Here is a 19,496-nt window from a genome sequence, read left to right as displayed (position 1 = left end):
GGAAAAAATGGGTTTATCCATTGTAAAGCTTCATCATATCCAGCTCTGTGCACCATTTGAAGAAGAACAAAAAGCGCGTGAATTTTATTTAAATACATTGGGATTTGAAGAAATAAAAAAACCCGATTCTCTTTTAAAGAATGGCGGGTTCTGGTGCAAAGCCGGAAATATTGAGCTCCATATCGGTCTTGAAAAAATGAAGCAGGCGAAAAGCAAACGTCATCCTGCCTTTCAGGTAGAGAATCTTGAAGCTGCCAGGACCTTGCTTGAAAAATATAAGATCAAGATTCAAGAAGAAACAAAGATTCCCGGGGTTCAGAGATTTTCCTTTTTTGATCCGTTTGGGAATAGGATTGAATTGCTGAAGATTTAGGACTCTTTTTCAAGTTTAAAAAAAGCGTAAGAGGGATTTCCTCCTACGCTTTTTTACTTTCTTTAGGCAAATTCAAAATCAGCAGAAAACTGATGACGGCGAAAGCAAAAACAACCATGTACACACTGTGAAGAGACTGTGTCAACCCGGTCTTTAACGCCTGGATCGCCTCGTTTGAAAGCTTATCTGCAGACTCCGAGCTTAATAGCTGATTTACAGAATCTAAATTGACTGATTCATTGATTCCCTGCTCCTTAAAATATGATTGCAGCCTTGTATTTAAAATCCCTCCCAGAAGGGCAGCTCCAATCGTATTGCCAAGCGTTCTCATAAACATATTCGCAGCAGTCGCTGATCCGCGCTGCTCCCAGCTGACTGTGCTCTGGATTGAAACAATAAATGCTGTTGTCGTCATCCCCATCCCAATCCCGACTATAAACGACCCCAGAGCTGCCCACAGAGGACCATCATCCGGGCTTAAATTATAAAAGACAAGACTTCCTGCAATCAGGGCGATTCCCCCGATGACAGAGGTTGTCCGGAAACCTATTTTCAATAGCAGATTGCCGGATACAGTTGCAGCAATCGGCCATCCAATCGACATAGCAGTCAGAGTAAAGCCAGCGACAATGGGTGTTTGTCCCATTACTGCCTGGACGAACGCAGGTAAAAATGAAGAAATGCCAATCAGCATGACACCCGTAGTCAATGATGTCATATTCGCAATAAAGATGCTCTTTTCTCTCCAAATTTCAAAAGGCATCATAGGCTCTTTTGCACGATGTTCTTGTCGAATAAATAGGACAAAAGAAAGAAGGGCTGCCGACAGACAGTACAAGAACGGGAGCTGACAGCCACGGCCACCGGATGCCGCCTTCAACAAGGACAATCATTGCTGTACTTATTGAGGCAAATAAGAGGAAAGCACCTTTGTAGTCAATCGAATGCTTTTTCCGTTCCACATCTTCATGCAAATACAGCACCAATCCAGCGATCGCCAATAGTCCAAGCGGAATGTTAATCCAAAACACAAAGCGCCAGCTGACGAATTGGACAAGCAATCCTCCAATTGCCGGACCCATGATGGCAGAGATTCCCCAGACGCTCGATAAGTACCCCTGTATCTTTGCCCGCTCTTCTTTTGAATAGATATCTCCCACAATCGTTGACGCTACCGGCATGACCGCACCTGCACCAAACCCTTGGACAAATCTCGCAGCAATCAGCCATTCCATTGAATTTACCAGCCCGCACAAAATCGAGCCGAGTAAAAAAACGGAAATGCCAAAGATCAAAACAGGTTTTCGACCGAATAAATCCGAAAGCTTTCCATAAATTAATACCGTCACGGCATTCATCAGCAAATAAGAAGAAAAAATCCAGCTGTAAAGAGAAAAGCCTCCAAGCTCGCCTACAATCGCCGGCATTGCGGTAGAAACAATTGTCGCCTCAATCGCTGCCATAAACATCGCAAGCATAACAGCAGCAAGAACGAAGGGGCGCTTCATATTGGATGATTGTTTCTTGATTTGTTCTTTTTCAAGCACTGCCTGTGTCATAAGAATCCCCTCCCTTTGAACAGCAAAAAACAAAAGAAGGAGGCAGGCATGCTCTCCTTCTCTCACCATTATCTGTCTTTCATGTTTATTTGGTTTTTAAGTTCTTTTAGAATTGCCCGTCTTGTCAAAATCCCTTCAAACACACCTTCTGCGTCAACAACGCAGACAAAAGAATGGTCGATTACTAAATCTAACCCTTTGGAAAGAGGATCATTCAGCAATAGACGCGGTATATCAGAATTCATCGCTTCTTCAACCTTCATTTCCTCCAGCTTTTCAAATTCGATTCTCTGAAGACCAAGAATTGCATCCATCATCATATTAGTGCCGAGCAGCCCGTGAAGCTTGAAAAAAGGATCAAGCACAGGCACCGCTGTATACCCTGTTTTTGTCAAAACAAGCAGCGCGTGCTCAAGATTATTCCCCACCTGCACATGCGCAACTTTATCTGCTGGAATCATATACTCTTCTATTGTGGATTCATTTAATAATTTGGTTGTATGTAGACTAATCAATTTGTTCTTCCTCTCTAAAAAAGTTCAGACCGAACAATAATACCCCTTCATGTCTTTTTTGAAACATCCCTTTATATTTTACCACAAAGAGCCTAAGAAATGCGGAACCGTCTTTTTAGCTATTGTACACAGCAAGTGATTTCACGTTTAGATACTTACCGAATAAATCCTTTAATTTTCCGAATTTATTACTGAGCACTTTCTCGCTTAATTCCAAGACTTTACCCACACTTATAGTGCAACGCTGTTTTCGCATAGATTATTGTTTTTGATTATAAATGTTGTCCGTTCCTTTCCGCTGCAGGAATTTGCTTTCCGCGGGGAGCGTGGATGCCTCCTCGGCGAGCCTGCGGGGTCTTCCATTTCGCTCTATTTCCCGCAGGAGTCAAGTTTATCCGCCACAATCCACTCAGGTTTTAAACATCTAGTCTAAAAGCAACAATGTTTACGAAAAGAACCTAGTGCAAAGAGTCTGACCGGCGACCAATGCTCTTTAATTGAAAGCGCATACACACTAAACTATACCACAAAAAAAGATACTCTAACGCAGAGTATCAAACATATGTACCTCTATAGTTCAAATCTGATTCGGTCATACAGGCTTACCAGCTTCTGATACGTTGCGTTATCTGTTTGTTTAGTGCCGCTCTCGATATCATAAATTTCGCTGCTGATCAGCTCAAGAGCATATTGCTGTTTAAGTAAAAGCTCCACTAAAAATTTTTGATCGTCTGATGAGAGTATTTCAACTGCAGAATTCATTTTTTATTGCCCCCTTATCATTTAGAGTAATCAATTTTTGAGTCTTGCGTCAACCGCAAATTCCGACACTTTCTTTACTTAGTGAATCGATTGGCATAGCTGAATGCTGTATATGAATCAGGCTTTATTTTTGCTTCAATTCCCATAGCCTGTATTCTGCCTGTCATCTCCTGTATCAGGTCTTTGGTGAGTCCTTTTCTCCCAATATCAAGGTGAATTTCAAACATCAAATCTGCCCCTTCATCTGAATAAGGAATCAGGATTTCTGCCAGTTCTGCGAGATAGTTTGTGGTAAAAGCGTAAGCCAGCTCCTGACTTAATGTTGTTTCCATGGATATTTTTTCATGCAGGCTTTCAATCGGCCTTGGGATAACCATATTTTTCAAGCATCCCCATGCTCCTTTTCCAATGCGGTGCACATGGACGGCCGTAATAAACTTCGTATCGTACTGGTGGACTTGAGAATCTGTTCCAATGGACAATATATATTCAGAACGCGGATCATTTGAAATGAACGCTTTAATTCTTTCGATCATAGCTTCAAATGACATACTTCCTTCAGACACATTATAAAAGATAAAGTGATCAGTCATAAGACAGCTCCTTTTCAAGAAAAAAATACGGAAACACCATATTATATGCTTGGCTTCACCCGGTGTTGAGTAAAATTGGCGTAAATTTTATAGTATATTTTTTCCTCACACTGCCATTTTTAAACAAGAATCCGCAGGATAAGCTTTTCTTTTGCCAGGGAGCTTTTTTTCATCGACCTCTTTTCTTCCATTCCATTTAATTATAAGACGCCCTTTTCTTCATGAAAGTTTCCGATATTTTTAAAAATAAGAAAGAAATGAGGGTTTTTTTCGTTTGAGGGAGAATATATGTGGATATTTCCGTTCACGGATGAAGATTTTTTCTCCATTCAGCGGCTTTGATTCCTTACCCCTGAAAGGTTTTGTTCACTTAAAAAAATATAAAAAAACAGCCAATAAACTTGGCTGCTTAACCTTTTTTCGTTTGAATATTACGCATATGATAATTGCAGTTGGAACACGAATAAATGACATTTTGATTGGACTGGGCAGTCAGCACCTCATCAAGGGGCCGCTGCTCATGACAATTCGGACAAATGACGCTTGGTTTCGTATTCATCAGTTCCCTCCTATTATTGGAGCAAATCAAAAATTTCAATTGCGATCATATCGATATTGTCAAATTGATAAGTTTGAGGCTTTTCATCTTTTTGAAATACTTCTAATTCGAACGTATCGGTTTTATCAAAGTATTTAACACTGCAACGTTTTTCACCCTCTACTTCAAAGAAGCGCTGGTTGGGTTCATTTGAAGTCGCGTTTTCTTGCAGACTTTGAAGTCTAGTAATGATACCTAAAAGCTGTGACATTAGTATCACCTCCAACAGAGTGAGTCAACTTGAGGTCCGCCTTCGCCTCTAGTTTGTGCGTCCTTATTTATTCTATCCATCCATTTTAGTCTGAAAATAAGTCAGAATATTCGCATCTCCTTTACATTAAGAGTCTGCAAATTTAAAATGGTAGTGATGGGAGAAACCAATTTTTTTATCGATCACAAGGGGGTTTAAGATAAATGTCGCTTGTAACCAAAATTGATGAACGTTCAGCAATCATTGATAGTCATGATTTAGGGATGACGGGTCGGACAAGTTCCTATGTATTACTTGAAGAGAATATCACACTCTTTGAGCCTTCATCAAGTCCTTCTGTTCCGTATATTAAAAATGGGTTAAAGGAACTTGGTGTAAAACTAGAAGATATATCCAATATCATCGTTACACACATCCACCTTGACCACGCTGGCGGCGCGGGTTTGCTGCTTGAAAGCTGTCCAAATGCAAAAGTGATTGTACATCCGAAAGGCGCAAAACATTTAATTAATCCATCTCGTCTGATTGCAGGAGCAAAAGCTGTATACGGAGATAAATTTGAAGAATTGTTTTCACCGATTGTCCCCATTCCGGAAGACCGGATTCTAGTAAAGGGAGACGGGGAATCGCTCAGGATCGGCCAGGATTCTGTTCTTACTTTTTATGATACACCTGGACATGCAAACCATCACTTCAGTATCCTTGACCATAAAAGCAACAGTATGTTCACTGGTGATACAATCGGAATTTTTTATCAGGAGCTGCTTCCTGATGGGCTTGAATTTTATTTGCCGTCTACTTCGCCTAATCAATTTGATCCGGAAGCAATGGAGAAATCAGCTGCTTTTTATGAAAGCTTAAAATTAAATGCCCTTCATTTCAGTCATTATGGTGTCAGTCCGAATCCACAGCACGCCATAGACGCTATGAGACGCTGGCTGCCGATCTTCCTGGAATGTGCACAAAAAGGCATGGAGCAGTCCAAACCTTTCTCTTTAGAAAATGCGGCAGAGCATGTTAAAATAGAGCTTCAAAATCAAGTTTTTTCTTATTTGGATCAGCAAGGGGTTCCGAGGTCTCACCGGGTGTATAACATATTAGCTTTAGATTTATCCGTCTGCGCGATGGGCCTTGTTGATACGCTTTATAAGAAAATGAAATCCGGTACATAAAAGGAGTCTGTATGTCACAAAGCAAACGAGTTTCAGTCTACACACAGCCTGACTGCCCGCCATGTCAGATAGTAAAGCAATATTTAGATCATCATGAAATTAACTATACGTTATTTGACGTTTCAAAGGATGCCAAAGCCAGAAACAAAATGGTTCACGAATTCAAATCGTTTTCAACACCCACTGTTACAGTAGATGAAGAGATTGTCGCAGGTTTTGACCTGCAGAAGCTGGAAAAATTGCTGGAACTCTCATAAAACACTAAAATCCGGCCACCAAAATGGCCGGATTTTTATATACCTGCTGAACGCATTAGTCTTTTAGCAATTTCATCAAAATCCTCTTTTGAAATCCCCGGAGCAAATTCTTCAGGAATTTCGTCTAATTCAGGCATCGGATCTGCACGCACTCGCCGGTTGTTTCATCTCCCCAATGCAACATATTCCAGCAGGTTTTTTGACTGAACGGTCAGAGTGTGGTCCTGTTTGGTCAATTTCAGGGAATTTTCTCTCTCAAATTGACGGATATAGACACAAAAAAAACACAGAAACAGCTGTCCCTGTGTTTTACTCACCGTAATAGGCAAAATCCATTTGCTGATCTGGCTGGTAATAAGCCGTTAAAAAATTCTTGGCTTTAAAATAAGATGTCCATAAAAACGAAAGGTCCTGTTTATTTTGAAAAGGTTCAGCTTCATTTACATCTTCAAGAGTGTTTGAGAAGAGCATGCTTACGTTGATTGCTGAATCATCTTCTTTTTTTTCTTCAGCTGCTTCTGCTTTTGGCTCTTGATCAGAATATTGAATGGAAGAAATTTTGTAGCTTCCGTCTTCCTCGGTAAATTCAACGGTTTCAAAATGATCCTCATAACTCACAGGTCCCTCATCTTCAGCGGGAAAAAACTGATAAAGCTTCAGCTTGCTGTTCTCGCTGCCGAACTTCATGTTTTCATCGTAATTAAAAAATGGAATGCCGTATGGTGTGAAATCACTGCCATACACAATATATTTTTCATTGCCTTTGTGTACATTTTCCTTCATATATCCCTCAATAAATTCATCTGTAAAGTATGGATCCAATGATTGCTCGATTTCTTCAAGGGAGCGCTCATTTTCTGTCAGAGTGAGCTGTGTCTGCGCTGCCTCTCGCGTGAGGTCAGCTGCGTCTTCTTTGTTAAACGATGACTGGGCAAAGCCTGCATGTCCAAAACCCAAAAATAGAATAAGTGCGGTGAATGTGCTTGAAATGAATTTCATTTTTAATCCTCCCACCTTTTTTTCGAATCATATGTCTTAGTCTCTAAATTTTATCAGACTAATTGTCGTTTCTACTCAATTTTCATCCACAAAATAACATCATTTTCTGACAATTTCTCTTATGTTATTCATTACCCTTATAAAAAAAGGATAATCCTGAAATTTCAAATCAATAAAAAAACAGCAGCAAATGCCGCTGTTTTTCACCAAGATCTTGTAAAAGCCAGATAGAAAACAAAGAGTAATAAGAACCCTAAAAAAAAGATCCATGTAAGAAAAACCGGGTTTCGAAGGTAAGGATGCTTTTGAATCTTTTCGTTAATTTGTGTATCCATTTCACTTCTCCTTGCATCTACCAGTCTTCCCACGCTGATCGTATAGAGAAGTCCTCCCGCAACAATCATGAAAGCAACAATAGCAAGTGCCATCGTGAATTTATCCATTGTGTCACTCCTTATTTAAGTAAGAACATGTACGAAGCGGATTTAGGATGCCCTTGTGGTGAATCCGCTTTTCTTATTGTCCAGCTCCATCGCCTAACTCCACGGCCAGAACGGCTCCGGCAGTAAAGGCAAAAAGCGCCTTATCTGTCTGTCGGAGCTAACCAGGCGATTCCGCTTTTCTTATTAGAATGGCACAATCAAAAGAAATTATTACAAAAGGGCTCCATTTTCGTAAAGGTATGAGTACGGCAAATCCAAGAAAAGATAGTGCTGCTGATCGATTGGGTAGGAGAAGGTCCGGATGGTTTCGCCTGTTTCGATGTCGCTGTATAAATCGCTGAAAAATCCCTTTTTCCGGATTTGCATTTTCATGATATTTTCAAGGAAATACGGCCTCCAGCTCCAGTTTTTCATGTAATAGTCAGGCTGATATTCCCATGCTCCGTCCAGTTTGAGAATATTTCCTGATTGCTGAAATCCGTCTCCGTCACAAATGTAGATCCGAAAGCAGCAGTCTGACAGCTGCTGTGATAGCTTTGTGATCAGTTCATCAAACGGAATTCCCGGTTTATTCTCTTTTGAAATCAGCACATGCACTTTTTGATGAAACGCTTCTGAGATGTCATAAAATTGCTGAAGCTTCTTTTTTTCATATTGGATAAATCCATGAAATTCCCGTGTCATTTTTTCTTTAATCATATATGGTTCAATAAATTCTTCTCTAGGAGTCTGAAGATAATCCCCTTGGAAGTAGCGGCCGCCATTTTTCCAGGCATATTGAAATTGAAAATTGACTTCAATTTCTTCGTACAGAATGGTAGCCCCTATTTTCCTCGCCAGAAGAGAAATGGAGTATAATACGTCATGATATGTCTGCAGGGGTGAAGTTAATCTGAGGGGCTGAAGATCAATTTTCAGGATATTGGGCATCAGCATACCGATGCGGTCAAGATTGCTGCTTGCTTTTCCGACGTTGTCCACAGCTATTTTAATGCCGTATGTACGATAATAAGTGAATACGTGTGTCAGCTGCCGAATGTCGCCTGTAAATGTGTGCTCTGTTATTTCTATAACGATCCTCTCAAGGTTTCCGCCTTTTTCTTTCCATGCAAATAATTGCTCAAGCAGGCTTTCTCCGTGATCAAGCATTAGTAAATTTGCATCACGGTTTAGGAAAATAAGCGTGTCATCATTCGTTAAGAGAAAAGCATCAAGTGCCATATGTAAAATGTAATTATCTGCTTCTAACCGGTATTCATCGGGAATGGATTCATCCTTAAAAAAAGGCCCTAAACTTTTCGTTTCCTCTTCCAGATGAATTCTCCCGAGTATTTCATACCCGATCACTTTTTGTTCGTCTGCGCTGAAAATGGCTTGATAGAACGGTTTTACGTGCTCTAAGTTTGTCATAATATCTAAAGGATCCATATGCCATTCCCCACTTTCTCTCTCTGTTTTTGTATGATTATACCACATAGATTCGAACGCGAAAGTAAAAATGGATTCTCCTGTAAAAAAGAGAATCCATTGGCTTTAAAATATTAGAACGGATGCTGATTCAGCCACTGGCCGCCATCCATTGTAATGCATTCGCCATTTATATAGCCGGCTGCATCTGATAAGAGAAAGGATGCAAGTGAAGCGATTTCCTCTGGCGTGCCTAACCGGCCGAGCGGCACACTTTGAAGCGTTCTTTTAGCTGCTTCTTCTGACTGCCAGAGCTTGTCTGCTCCGCCTGTTCTTTCAATCGGTCCAGGCGCGATTGCGTTAACACGGATTCCATATTTCTTGCCCCACTCCACCGCAAGCGTTCTTGTCATGGAAAGGACACCTGCCTTTGCTGCAGCAGAATGGATAACTCCCGCGCCTGCGCCCCATGCATATGTAGCAACCATATTAAGTATGGCACCCTTCTGCTGTTTCTCAATCCAATACTTGCCGGCAGCACTGCTGCAGTAAAACGTCCCATTCAGCACGATATTGATGACTGAGTTCCACCCATTAACCGAAAGCTGTTCAGCCGGGCAAATAAAATTACCTGCTGCGTTATTGACAAGACCGTCAATACGTCCAAATGCTTCATCTGTTTTTCGGATCAATTCCTCTGACATTTCCGGTACACGGACGTCCATTTGAAAAGGAATAATCTTTCCTTCCAAACCTTGCATCTCTTCTTTGGCAGCCTCTAATTTCTCAATCGTTCTGCCAGTAATCACTACATTTGCACCCTGTCTGGCAAAACTTTCTGCCATCGCTTTACCCATCCCGCTTGAACCGCCGGTAACAATCAATACTTTATCCTTCATCAACAACACCCCCAAAATGAATGACCATTCATATTTTATCATATAATTCTTCTATTTTCTAACTATTTCAACTATTATTTAGTAATAATGGTTGTGATAATGGCTGCGTCCTTTTCATCTGTCATGACGTCTTTAATAAACGATTGGTCGATTTTCAGGGAATCAATCGGAAATGTTTTAAGATAGCGAAGGGATGAGAAGCCCCGTCCAAAGTCATCAATGGAAATGGATACACCAAGACGTTTTAACCTCTGCATGGTTTCCAGAGCTTCTTCCGGATTTTGCAGGGCACCCTCTGTAATTTCAAATTCAATTTGATGAGGCGGAATGTGATACGTCTGAAATAAAGATTGAATCATATCTGCCAGATAGTATTGCTGAAATTGCTTTGAAGACAGGTTGATGGCGACTTTTACAGAACAGTGCTCCTTAAGGTTCCATTCTGAAAGCTGTTTGCACACTTCTTCAATAATCCATTCACCTATCGGAATCATCAGACCTGATTCTTCCGCAACTGAAATAAATTCAGAAGGCGGAACAGAACCCAGCGTCTTGCTGTTCCATCTCAGCAATACTTCAAAATTCTTCGTGTCCATCGTTTTTAAATCAACCTGAGGCTGATAGACCAGTGAAAATTCGCTGTTTTCAAGCGCTTGCCTGAGGCCCGTTTCAATCGCCAGCACTCTGCGTGAATTCTGGTTCATTCCGGCGTGATAGATCTGAAAGCGGCCTCTTCCTCTTTGCTTGACGTCATACAAAGCCATATCTGCATGTGTAATCAGCTGAGCTTCTTCTCTTCCGTTTTCTGGATATATGCTGATTCCGATGCTTGGGCTAATAAAATATACAAGCCCGCCGAGATGAATTGGTTCAGCAAATAAGTCAAGAATCTGCTGTGCATACTGTTCCGCCAAGGCTTTGCCCGCATTTTTGAACAGGAGGATAAATTCGTCTCCTCCTTGCCTGTACACTTTATATGATGGTATATCAAGCGACTGCAGACGGATACTGACTTCTTTAAGGAGCAGATCGCCAATCGAGTGTCCCATTGTATCATTCAGCATTTTAAAGCGGTCGAGGTCGATATACATGAGTGTCAGCTTCCGGGTTGTTTGGTCTTCAAGCAGCTTGTCCAGATCTTTTTTTAACGCTGTCCTGTTTAGCAGTCCTGTAAGCGAATCATGATAGGCCATATGCTTAATCAGGGAGTGATGGCGTTTTTGCTCAGATATGTCTTTTGCAATTAAATAAATGCCCTGTATATGGTTATTTAAGATAATCGGAATGGCCTTAACATGAAGATGCACTTCCTGATTTTTCATCTTGAGCTTTGATTCGTCCTCCATCGCTCTTCCCTTGACTGCTTGCGAGAAAAGAGAAGCGATCTTCTCCCTGTCCTGGTCAAACAAGTCAAAAACGGACTTGCCGATCAGCGAAATCGTGAACGTTTTTGTTAAATCGATTGCTGCTGGATTGGCAGAGACAATTGTCCCATTTAAATCCAGTGAAAAGATGCAGTCTATATTATGATCAAACAGTGATTTGTATCTCTGCTGACTTTCAATCAGCTTCTTCTTTTCTGACATCCTTTCAGAAATATCGCGGGTGACGGAAATAATGTAAATGATATCTCCCTTGTCATTCAAAATCGGGGTTAGAACAGATTCACCGAAAATGATGGACCCATCGATGAGCTGCACTTGATCCTGATAGGAGAACGGCTGCTTTGTCTGCATAACGACCCTGTACATTTCGAGCAAATGATCCGCAACTTTCTTATCCATCACATCCGACAAAGATACACCTTCATAATCTTCTCCAAGCCCTGCATGCTTCGCGCCTTCCTCATTTACAAAAACATAGCGTACTTGGTCCTTATCAACTTTCATTAAAAATACAAGGTCTTTTATATGTTCTAAAATGATCGTAAAAATAATCGATTCGATTTTTTCAATATGTATCTCTGACTGAAAGTCTTCTATGATTGCTTTCTTTAATTTGTTCATAAACCCTCGTCCTACTTTTATCTCATTTTTCCTAATAGTAACACAAGGAGTTCTTTAAAACCTCCCTCTTTTTTTCATCAAAAAAAAGAGCGCTGTTTAAGCACCCTTTATCATTATTCTTCGTCTTCTGATACCCTGTATGAAAGCTGTGCAAGGATTGCCTGGCTGTCGATTTCAGGTTCGTCAGCCAATCTTGTGACATAATGATAGTTCCCGGAAGGATCTTGCTCCCGAGCTTTTACATTGTCTGTAAGCATGATGGACAAGAGGTTTGAAATTCTGGATTTTATGCTGCCGTCAAAAACAGGAAAGAGAATTTCGACGCGTTTTTCCATATTTCTGGTCATCATATCTGCAGATGAGAGGAACATTTTCTCTTCTCCGTTATGATGAAAATAATAGATTCTGCTATGCTCAAGAAATCTGCCGACAATGCTCCGCACTTTAATATTTTCGCTGATGCCCTTAATTCCCGGTCTTAAACAGCATGTGCCTCTTACAATCAAGTTAATGTTCACACCTGCATTTGATGCTTCATACAGCTTCATAATAATGACTTTGTCTGTAAGTGAATTCATCTTAGCAATGATTCTGCCATTTCCGTGGTGCTTGTGATAATCAATTTCATGATCGACAAGCTCTAAAAAGTCGCTGCGTATATCAAACGGGGCTACAGAAATATGGTGAAATTCTGGTTTTTCAGTATAACCGCTCAAATAATTAAAGAAGTTGGTGGCGTCAATTCCGTACTTATGATTGGAAGTGATTAAACTCATATCCGTGTAGATTTTTGCAGTTTGATCATTGTAATTGCCTGTTCCTAAGTGGACAAACCGCTCAATTCGGCTGTTTTTCCGTCTCACAACCAGTGTAATCTTGCTGTGGGTTTTTAAGTAGGTCATTCCGTAAATCACATGGCACCCTGCTTTTTCAAGCTCTTTTGCCCATTGGACGTTATTTTCTTCATCAAAGCGCGCCTTCAGTTCAACAAGCACGGTCACCTGCTTTCCTTTTTCCGCTGCACGCTTCAGGGCCTCAATAACAGGCGAACCCCCGCTTACTCTATAGAGAGTCTGCTTGATAGCAAGAACATCTGGATCATCTGCAGCATCCAAAACAAAATCAATAACAGGCTCAAATGATTCATATGGATGGTGCAAAAATAAATCCTGAGCAGCAGCAGCTTCAAAGATATCATCATTCGAGGATAAATCCTTCGGTGGCTGAGGGATGAATGTTTCGTATGTAAGATGATCAAATTTTGTACTGAGCTCTTTATAAAAACCAAATAAAAAAGTGAAGTCAAGCGGCCCGTCAATCTCATAAACATCATTTTTATGAATTTCTAATTCTTCCAGAAGATAGGACATCATTTGAGAATCATAGAAATCCTTTCTCACTTCAAGACGGACGGCAGCTCCCCATTTTCTTTTCTTCAGTTCTTTTTCAATTTCCTTAAGAAGGTCCCTGGCGCCTTCTTCATGGATCGTCATATCTGCATTGCGTGTGATTCTGAACGGGGTGACGGAAAGCACGTCAAATCCGTGAAATAGTTTATAAATATAATAGGCAATAATATCCTCCAAAAGAACATATTCATGCCCGCCTTCAGGGGGAGAAATGGAAACGAAGCGTTCTAAAACAGCAGGCACTTGAACGATAGCGGTTTTCGTTCGGTATTCAATTGATTCGTTTTGATCTTCGAGTTTGATGACAAGATTGAGGCTCTTGTTCAGCAGCATCGGAAATGGACGATAGGCATCAACAGCCATTGGGGTAAGAACAGGAAAGATATGTTCGTCAAAATACTGCTCTATGATCTTTTTTTGGTGAGGAGATAAACTTCTGACAGTTGCAAATGCAACGCCTTCTTTTTTTAAAGCAGGCACGATCATCTCGTTGAATGTGCGGGTTTGCAGCTCTACAAGCGAATGATTCTGTTCGGCTATATGCGACAGCTGCTGCTTTGGAGTAAGTCCCGCTTTGTTTTCAGGCTTGCTGAAGCCTGCTTTCACCTGATCTTTAAGCCCTGCAACCCGGACCATGAAAAATTCGTCGAGGTTAGAGCTGAATATCGCGAGGAACTTCAGCCGTTCAAGCAGCGGATTTCGTTCATCAATGGCTTCTTCTAATACTCGTTTATTAAAAGCAAGCCAGCTTAATTCGCGGTTGTTGTAATAAAGAGGGTTACCAAGCAATATCTGATCGATGTTTACTGTGCTCATGTAAAAAGTCACCCTTTTAAATTAGTCATTTGGATTCACCTGTAATGATAGCACTTGGAAGAGAGAGGAATGTAAATTTATTGTAATTATTGTATGTGGTTTTTGTAAATATAATATCGAGAAAGTACTGACTTATTAGCTGAATCAGCCAAATTGAGAATTTGCCGTGAAATATCTTGATCATCGCGGTAACTCCAATCTGGCCAGGGAGTGCTGCTCTCAGCTTTCCTTAAAATGAAACACAATGTTTTTCTTTAAGATCTTTTCTAAATTCTTTTTTTGCTTCTCTGCCTGATATTCCTCAGGACTGTAATTCCCCTCACAAACAACAGAGCATTTTACACGATCATGATCTTCTTCAAGTTTCAGCGTTTTAATAATATTTCTTCTCGTTGCATTTAAGCTGTATGCGAGCTTGATGATCGCGCCAAGCAGCATCATATTCCTCTGTTCCACTTTAGAGAACCAGTGTTTATAAGGTGCACTATATTGCTTAAACGCTGACTTGCTTTTAAAAGAAGCAATCAGTGCGAGCTGCAGCCGTTCCTTGTGAAGAAGACCGTCGATTGTCCGGTTGGCAATCAAATAAAAAGTATGCTGGCTGCTGGATTCAGAGTCAATATACTGGCCAAGATTATAGACAAATGATGCTCTTCTGATCAAGATAATATCGTCATCTGAGAAGGAGAGCAATCCTGTTTCAGCAAGGTCTTTATACAGCTTTATCGCAATCTTGGTTACATACTGAACATGATGAAGGTCGATATCATAATCACTGAGCAGTTCATGAAAGCTTTCTTCAATAACACTGGGGAATATGGCCGAACCAGTTCCCTTCCTCAAGTCTTCATAAAAAACACCGTCTCTCAGTCCTTTTCTGCTTAAAATAAAATTGTCGGCACCAACGATTTCGTACAGTGCTGTAAAAACATGAGCAGCAGGGATGATTGTATCCGCACGGTCTTTTGACAATCCGTCTGCTCTTTGCAGTTCATGCAGCGATAAAGAAGATAAAAAGTGCTGAACATCTGTCAGATTTTTATAAGTCATTTCATAAAGGTGAACCCCTGCAAGCGGATATTCCTGCATGGCCTGATGAATTTGCACGATGTTCCTGGCACTTCCCCCGATAGCTATAATCGGCAATTCTTTATTTGAGAGCCATGGAAGCGTATGAAATTCCCTCGAGAGGAACTGCTTTAAATCATCCACTTCTTTTTCAGTCGGAATTTCCTGTTTCACAAAATATTTTTTAAGGGAAAGAGCGCCAAACGGAAAACTGTGATAATGAATCAGTTTTCTATTTTCAAAGTATGTAATTTCTGTGCTTCCTCCGCCAATGTCAATGGTAATTCCGCTGCTGATCTGAGTGGAATTAACAACAGCCAAAAAACCGTAATAGGCTTCCTCATATTCAGACAGAATGCGGATTGAAAAATCTGTTTCAGCTTGAACCTTCTCCAAAATGGCTTCTCTATTTTCTGATTGTCTGATTGTTGCAGTGGCAACACATTTTACGTTTTTCAGATCATGATGCCTTGTGACTTCCTGAAAACTGTGAAGAGCTGAAACTAAAACGCTGATTCCTTCGTCATTTAAGAAGGAGTCATCATTTAAATAATTTCGGAGCCGTGCCGCAATTTTCACATTCTCAATTTCTTTTAAACGCTGACTTTTATCGCGCTGGTAGATAACAAGCCTCATTGTATTTGAACCAATATCGATAATTGCATATTTTTCTTTAATCAAATTCGTTCAACTCCTCTGAATATACAAAAAATTATATCACAGCATGACAATTCTCATCTATTCCGGCGGGGCAACAAACACCCTGTTCAGACATAAGCTGTAGCACAGACAGTCAAAATTATGTTAAAGCGGTGAGCTGTATATGGTCCATCTAGTAAAACCAGGTGAAACTCTGAACACAATTGCGCTTAACTACCGGGTCAGCCCTGCTGTTCTAATCAGAGTTAATAATCTGGCCGATCCAAATGTGCTGCTTGTCGGACAGCCAATTATTATTCCGGGTTTGCCTGAGCCTGCTTCTATCCCGTATACAATTTCAGTCTCAGTCGGCAAGAGAACGCTTACTCTTTATCACAGCGGACAAGTAATGAAGGTTTATCCGATTGCTGTGGGAAAAATATTAAGCGGCACACCCATCGGTGATTTTGTCATTGTCAACCGGGAACCGAACCCGGGCGGCCCTTTCGGAGTGCTCTGGCTGAGTCTGTCTAAAATTCACTACGGCATTCACGGCACAAATGATCCAAGCTCCATCGGCAAAGCAGTCTCAAGGGGATGCATCCGCATGCAAAACCGGGATGTGCTTGAACTGGGGTCGATTGTTCCAAACGGTACACGGGTTATCATTAGACCCAATTAAGAATCAGTCATTTTTTTACAAAAACTTCATATTAAAATAAACTTTTTTCTATTATAATAACTACTGTGACCGATATCCTGCAAAATAAGGAGCTGCGTGATGAAAATCTTTGAAAACAGAAATTTTGTGAAGCTCTTTTTTGCCGCTTTGGCATCACAAATGGGCACGACAATCGGTAATATGGCTTTTGCCTTTTATTTGCTGGACCGATTCAGCCATCAGCCTTCTTTCGCAACAATGGCTGAGCTCATGTATTCCCTTCCGACTTTGTTTGTTTTCTTCTTAGTCGGTGTTGTAGCTGACAGATTTGACCGGAAAAAAGTAGCTGAAAATTGTGATTGGATCAGAGCTTTTCTTACCGTCCTTCTTTTTGGCTCATTATTCTTAAATTCAATTCCGCTCGTGTTTTTCTTATTATTCCTGCGGAGTGCGGTTACGAAGTTTTTTTATCCTGCAGAAGCAAGCCTTGTACAGAGTATTTTGAACAAAGATCAATATGCCCAGGCAGCTGGCCTGAATCAGATGCTGTTCAGCATTTTTATGGTATTTGGTGTCGGACTCGGAGCTCTAGCCTATAAAACAATCGGACTGCAGGGAGCTGTAGCCGTTGATTTTTTCAGTTTTGTCATCTCTGCCGTCCTGATTCGAAGATGCAAAATCCCGATGGAAGCAAGACTGCCAAATGGAAAAATTAAATGGAAAGATTTCAGCATTGGAGCCTCTTACAGAGACTTCAAGGATGGAATCCTTTATATTGCCAGAAATAAATTATTAGCTTCTCTGATTTTCGGATTTTTTGTTTTTGGATTTGTAAACGGAGCATTTGCCATATTGCCAATCTTTACGATGAAGTATGAGCTGTCCCCTGATAATTACGAAAAATACGCTTCATACTTTGCGATTTCACTTGGAATCGGACTTCTTGCCGGAAGCGGAATCGGCACGTTCATTTCCTCTAAAATCAAACCGCATCAGATGATGATTTATCCGATTTTCCTGAGCGGCATTTTGATATACATATTAGGTTTGACAGATCATACGGGTATCTTTTTAGCTGCTGTTTTTATGATTGGGACATGCATTGGCCCTATAAATATAGCCATTGGCGGCTGGATGCCGAAAATTGTGCATCCTAAGCTGATGGGGCGGGTCAGCGGCTGGATTGATCCGCTCATGATGTTTGCCCAATCGATCACCCTCGGGATGATAGCCATACTTTTCCCGAAAATCATCAGCAATGTTGAGTATCTCTATTACGGAATGGCGACCGTTATTCTTCTCGTCTTCCTTTTTTACGCACTTACCCTGCCTAAGCTGAGCAGGGAGCTTGAATATTCCCAGGCTAAGAGACCGCGGCTCGCTTCAAACAGGAAAGGACAAGTTCATATCTCTTAAACGTCATCTAAAAGACAGCGCTGCTGTCTTTTTTGATTCCCCACTTTTACCTTTTCAAACTAAAACATGTTAAATTTTCGGATAATTGGCCGATATAATTGAGGAAGTCTGACTTTAAAGGTTGTGGCACTGTTTGAACACATATAAAGATTTCTTAAAAAAACTCCTGATTAATTATTTTATTGGATCTTTCATCGCTGTCTTTGGAATCGGCTCTTTATTCATGTTTTCCACTTTAGTCATCTCTGCTTTTGAAATAGGCATTCTGCTGTTTATATTATGTATATCCATTGTTTGCATGGGGCTTTGTGAATGGTTTGCATTCAGGAAGCATATAGATCCCATCAAGCGGGTATTTAAAACTGGAGATCTTTCCATTGAAGCCATCGAGAATGCATTCAGACAAACACATCGCTTTCCATTACTTACGGTTTACCGGATTTTCGGACCCCATCTCTTCGGTCTTTCGATCCCCGCCGTCTTAATGGCAGCAGTGTTTATCCAGTATGATTTGCTCAGTCTGCCGCTCTACTATACTCTTTTAGCGTCATTGGGTGCAGTCCTGATTGCCGGAATGCACAGCATCATCGAGTTTTTCTTATCTTCAAAAGCGGTGAAGCCGTTGCTGATCAATCTTCGGAATAAAGCACTGATGCTCCACGGCGCAGATTTAACATCAGAAGCGGAAATCCATATATCCATTCAGCAGAAGGTGCTGTACAGCGCGATTTATATAGGGGTCTTTCCCCTTCTCTTATTTACATTGGCCACACAAATTCGTTTTCAGGAAAATGCCGTTCCGCTTTTATCTGAATATTGGAGCTGGGCCATTTTAATCTTAATGGTGTCTGTCTTGTTCGCAGTGTTCGGTGCATTTTTATTGTTTAAAAATATATCGGAACCCATTGAAAAGCTCCAAGATGGCATGTCAGAGGTTGAGCAAGGGATCCTTTCCTACAGAAATGAAGTGTATTCTGATGAATTTTCGAAATTGATCGCAGGCTTCAATAAAATGATCCGCGGACTTAGAGAAAGAGATCAAATTAACAGTCAGCTTCTTGAAAGCCTGTATACAACGCTAGCATTGGCACTTGATGCAAGAGATCCTTATACAGCCGGCCATTCAGTCCGCGTAGCGGAGTATTCCGTCTTAATCGGCAGAGAAGCAGGATTAAGCGAAGAGAGCCTGGACACCCTCCGCAAATCCGCCCTGCTTCACGATATAGGCAAAATAGGCATAAGGGACAGCATTCTGCTGAAAGAAGGACGGCTGACACTCGCGGAATTCGAAGAAATTAAGAAGCACCCGGTCATTGGAGCCGGCATCTTATCAAATGTGCAGCCGGGCGAAATGATGGAGCCGCTCATCCCCGGTGTGAAGTACCATCATGAACGCTATGACGGCATGGGGTATCCTGAAGGACTGACGGGCGCTGACATTCCTTTATACGGCAGAATTATGGCCGTTGCAGATGCCTATGATGCCATGACATCTGACCGCCCCTACAGACGCGGCATGGCGGCTGAAAAAGCGATGGCCATTATCAGGGAAGGAAAAGGCACCCAATGGGATCCGGTTTTTGCAGAACTATTTCTGAATGTCATGAACGATCAAAACGCTGATGAATCAAAATCTGTATAAGCGGTCTGCGGGAGGCACCCGCTTATACTGAACCATCTTATCCCTTTCTTT

18 protein-coding genes and 2 pseudogenes are annotated in these 19,496 nt (G+C 41.1%); 6 read left to right on the top strand and 14 right to left on the bottom strand.

What is annotated here, in order from left to right; all coding sequences use genetic code 11:
- Positions 1 to 7 precede the first annotated feature (7 nt).
- Positions 8 to 373 carry a VOC family protein gene (locus AC3ISE_RS08315; protein WP_489223835.1) on the top strand — a complete coding sequence of 122 codons (366 nt, stop codon included), beginning with the start codon at positions 8 to 10 and terminating at the stop codon, positions 371 to 373.
- A 43-nt stretch (positions 374 to 416) separates the two neighbouring features.
- Here AC3ISE_RS08315 and AC3ISE_RS08310 read toward each other — a convergent pair.
- The 6 genes and pseudogenes from AC3ISE_RS08310 to AC3ISE_RS08285 all read right to left on the bottom strand — a co-directional run bounded on the left by AC3ISE_RS08310 (position 417) and on the right by AC3ISE_RS08285 (position 4,611).
- Positions 417 to 1,932 (bottom strand): annotated as a pseudogene (locus AC3ISE_RS08310) (MDR family MFS transporter).
- A gap of 68 nt (positions 1,933 to 2,000) precedes the next feature.
- Positions 2,001 to 2,447, bottom strand: coding sequence for a cyclic-di-AMP-binding protein CbpB (cbpB, locus tag AC3ISE_RS08305; protein ID WP_489223834.1), 447 nt, complete (start codon positions 2,445 to 2,447; stop codon positions 2,001 to 2,003).
- A 570-nt stretch (positions 2,448 to 3,017) separates the two neighbouring features.
- The gene (gene abbA, locus AC3ISE_RS08300) at positions 3,018 to 3,209 is read right to left on the bottom strand and encodes an antirepressor AbbA (protein WP_070878022.1); all 192 of its coding nucleotides are present in this window, start codon (positions 3,207 to 3,209) and stop codon (positions 3,018 to 3,020) included.
- 74 nt (positions 3,210 to 3,283) lie between these two features.
- Positions 3,284 to 3,802, bottom strand: coding sequence for a ribonuclease H-like YkuK family protein (locus tag AC3ISE_RS08295; RefSeq protein WP_489223833.1), 519 nt, complete (start codon positions 3,800 to 3,802; stop codon positions 3,284 to 3,286).
- A gap of 409 nt (positions 3,803 to 4,211) precedes the next feature.
- Positions 4,212 to 4,361, bottom strand: coding sequence for a hypothetical protein (locus AC3ISE_RS08290; protein WP_165970932.1), 150 nt, complete (start codon positions 4,359 to 4,361; stop codon positions 4,212 to 4,214).
- A 13-nt stretch (positions 4,362 to 4,374) separates the two neighbouring features.
- The gene (locus tag AC3ISE_RS08285; protein WP_070878018.1) at positions 4,375 to 4,611 is read right to left on the bottom strand and encodes a YkuJ family protein; all 237 of its coding nucleotides are present in this window, start codon (positions 4,609 to 4,611) and stop codon (positions 4,375 to 4,377) included.
- Positions 4,612 to 4,814: 203 nt separating this feature from the next.
- On the opposite strand from AC3ISE_RS08285, the gene AC3ISE_RS08280 reads away from it, so the two are divergent.
- Together AC3ISE_RS08280 and AC3ISE_RS08275 are read left to right on the top strand one after the other, a co-directional pair.
- Positions 4,815 to 5,783, top strand: coding sequence for an MBL fold metallo-hydrolase (locus tag AC3ISE_RS08280; RefSeq protein ID WP_489223832.1), 969 nt, complete (start codon positions 4,815 to 4,817; stop codon positions 5,781 to 5,783).
- 11 nt (positions 5,784 to 5,794) lie between these two features.
- On the top strand, positions 5,795 to 6,040 hold the full coding sequence (locus AC3ISE_RS08275) for a glutaredoxin domain-containing protein (protein ID WP_489223831.1): 246 nt from the start codon (positions 5,795 to 5,797) through the stop codon (positions 6,038 to 6,040).
- Between the two features lie 35 nt (positions 6,041 to 6,075).
- Here AC3ISE_RS08275 and AC3ISE_RS08270 read toward each other — a convergent pair.
- The 8 genes and pseudogenes from AC3ISE_RS08270 to ppx form a co-directional block, all read right to left on the bottom strand.
- Positions 6,076 to 6,180: pseudogene (locus tag AC3ISE_RS08270) on the bottom strand (manganese catalase family protein); the annotation flags it as partial.
- Positions 6,181 to 6,349: 169 nt separating this feature from the next.
- Positions 6,350 to 7,039, bottom strand: a complete 690-nt coding sequence (locus AC3ISE_RS08265) for a DUF3993 domain-containing protein (RefSeq protein ID WP_489223830.1) — start codon at positions 7,037 to 7,039, stop codon at positions 6,350 to 6,352.
- A gap of 203 nt (positions 7,040 to 7,242) precedes the next feature.
- The gene (locus tag AC3ISE_RS08260) at positions 7,243 to 7,482 is read right to left on the bottom strand and encodes a hypothetical protein (protein ID WP_133311409.1); all 240 of its coding nucleotides are present in this window, start codon (positions 7,480 to 7,482) and stop codon (positions 7,243 to 7,245) included.
- A gap of 210 nt (positions 7,483 to 7,692) precedes the next feature.
- Positions 7,693 to 8,910, bottom strand: coding sequence for an EAL-associated domain-containing protein (locus tag AC3ISE_RS08255; protein ID WP_489223829.1), 1,218 nt, complete (start codon positions 8,908 to 8,910; stop codon positions 7,693 to 7,695).
- Between the two features lie 113 nt (positions 8,911 to 9,023).
- Positions 9,024 to 9,788 carry a 2,4-dienoyl-CoA reductase gene (gene fadH / locus AC3ISE_RS08250; RefSeq protein WP_070878009.1) on the bottom strand — a complete coding sequence of 255 codons (765 nt, stop codon included), beginning with the start codon at positions 9,786 to 9,788 and terminating at the stop codon, positions 9,024 to 9,026.
- 74 nt (positions 9,789 to 9,862) lie between these two features.
- A complete protein-coding gene (locus AC3ISE_RS08245) occupies positions 9,863 to 11,794 on the bottom strand; it encodes a sensor domain-containing protein (RefSeq protein WP_489223828.1) in 1,932 nt (643 codons plus the stop codon).
- 113 nt (positions 11,795 to 11,907) lie between these two features.
- Positions 11,908 to 14,019 (bottom strand): RNA degradosome polyphosphate kinase, encoded by a 2,112-nt coding sequence (locus AC3ISE_RS08240; protein WP_489223827.1) that lies wholly within the window; start codon positions 14,017 to 14,019, stop codon positions 11,908 to 11,910.
- Positions 14,020 to 14,238: 219 nt separating this feature from the next.
- Positions 14,239 to 15,768 (bottom strand): exopolyphosphatase, encoded by a 1,530-nt coding sequence (gene ppx / locus AC3ISE_RS08235; protein WP_489223826.1) that lies wholly within the window; start codon positions 15,766 to 15,768, stop codon positions 14,239 to 14,241.
- A gap of 142 nt (positions 15,769 to 15,910) precedes the next feature.
- On the opposite strand from ppx, the gene AC3ISE_RS08230 reads away from it, so the two are divergent.
- The 3 genes from AC3ISE_RS08230 to AC3ISE_RS08220 all read left to right on the top strand — a co-directional run bounded on the left by AC3ISE_RS08230 (position 15,911) and on the right by AC3ISE_RS08220 (position 19,445).
- Complete coding sequence (locus tag AC3ISE_RS08230; RefSeq protein WP_489223825.1) at positions 15,911 to 16,408, top strand: L,D-transpeptidase family protein; 498 nt, start codon at positions 15,911 to 15,913, stop codon at positions 16,406 to 16,408.
- Positions 16,409 to 16,507: 99 nt separating this feature from the next.
- Positions 16,508 to 17,803, top strand: coding sequence for an MFS transporter (locus AC3ISE_RS08225; protein WP_489223824.1), 1,296 nt, complete (start codon positions 16,508 to 16,510; stop codon positions 17,801 to 17,803).
- 133 nt (positions 17,804 to 17,936) lie between these two features.
- Positions 17,937 to 19,445 carry an HD domain-containing phosphohydrolase gene (locus AC3ISE_RS08220; protein ID WP_489223823.1) on the top strand — a complete coding sequence of 503 codons (1,509 nt, stop codon included), beginning with the start codon at positions 17,937 to 17,939 and terminating at the stop codon, positions 19,443 to 19,445.
- Positions 19,446 to 19,496: the final 51 nt, after the last annotated feature.

The sequence above is a fragment of the Metabacillus sp. KH_069 genome (genome assembly GCF_057838075.1).
This window is presented reverse-complemented; position numbering and strand designations above follow the sequence as displayed.

Bases quoted from the DNA above. Each gene is read 5' to 3' on its own strand.
- AC3ISE_RS08245 (WP_489223828.1), bottom strand. From the start codon at position 11,794: ATGAACAAATTAAAGAAAGCAATCATAGAAGACTTTCAGTCAGAGATA.
- AC3ISE_RS08225 (WP_489223824.1), top strand. From the start codon at position 16,508: ATGAAAATCTTTGAAAACAGAAATTTTGTGAAGCTCTTTTTTGCCGCT.
- AC3ISE_RS08265 (WP_489223830.1), bottom strand. From the start codon at position 7,039: ATGAAATTCATTTCAAGCACATTCACCGCACTTATTCTATTTTTGGGT.
- AC3ISE_RS08295 (WP_489223833.1), bottom strand. From the start codon at position 3,802: ATGACTGATCACTTTATCTTTTATAATGTGTCTGAAGGAAGTATGTCA.
- AC3ISE_RS08240 (WP_489223827.1), bottom strand. From the start codon at position 14,019: ATGAGCACAGTAAACATCGATCAGATATTGCTTGGTAACCCTCTTTAT.
- AC3ISE_RS08290 (WP_165970932.1), bottom strand. From the start codon at position 4,361: ATGAATACGAAACCAAGCGTCATTTGTCCGAATTGTCATGAGCAGCGG.
- fadH (WP_070878009.1), bottom strand. From the start codon at position 9,788: ATGAAGGATAAAGTATTGATTGTTACCGGCGGTTCAAGCGGGATGGGT.
- AC3ISE_RS08280 (WP_489223832.1), top strand. From the start codon at position 4,815: ATGTCGCTTGTAACCAAAATTGATGAACGTTCAGCAATCATTGATAGT.
- AC3ISE_RS08315 (WP_489223835.1), top strand. From the start codon at position 8: ATGGGTTTATCCATTGTAAAGCTTCATCATATCCAGCTCTGTGCACCA.
- AC3ISE_RS08275 (WP_489223831.1), top strand. From the start codon at position 5,795: ATGTCACAAAGCAAACGAGTTTCAGTCTACACACAGCCTGACTGCCCG.
- AC3ISE_RS08230 (WP_489223825.1), top strand. From the start codon at position 15,911: ATGGTCCATCTAGTAAAACCAGGTGAAACTCTGAACACAATTGCGCTT.
- abbA (WP_070878022.1), bottom strand. From the start codon at position 3,209: ATGAATTCTGCAGTTGAAATACTCTCATCAGACGATCAAAAATTTTTA.
- AC3ISE_RS08260 (WP_133311409.1), bottom strand. From the start codon at position 7,482: ATGGATAAATTCACGATGGCACTTGCTATTGTTGCTTTCATGATTGTT.
- AC3ISE_RS08255 (WP_489223829.1), bottom strand. From the start codon at position 8,910: ATGGATCCTTTAGATATTATGACAAACTTAGAGCACGTAAAACCGTTC.
- AC3ISE_RS08285 (WP_070878018.1), bottom strand. From the start codon at position 4,611: ATGTCACAGCTTTTAGGTATCATTACTAGACTTCAAAGTCTGCAAGAA.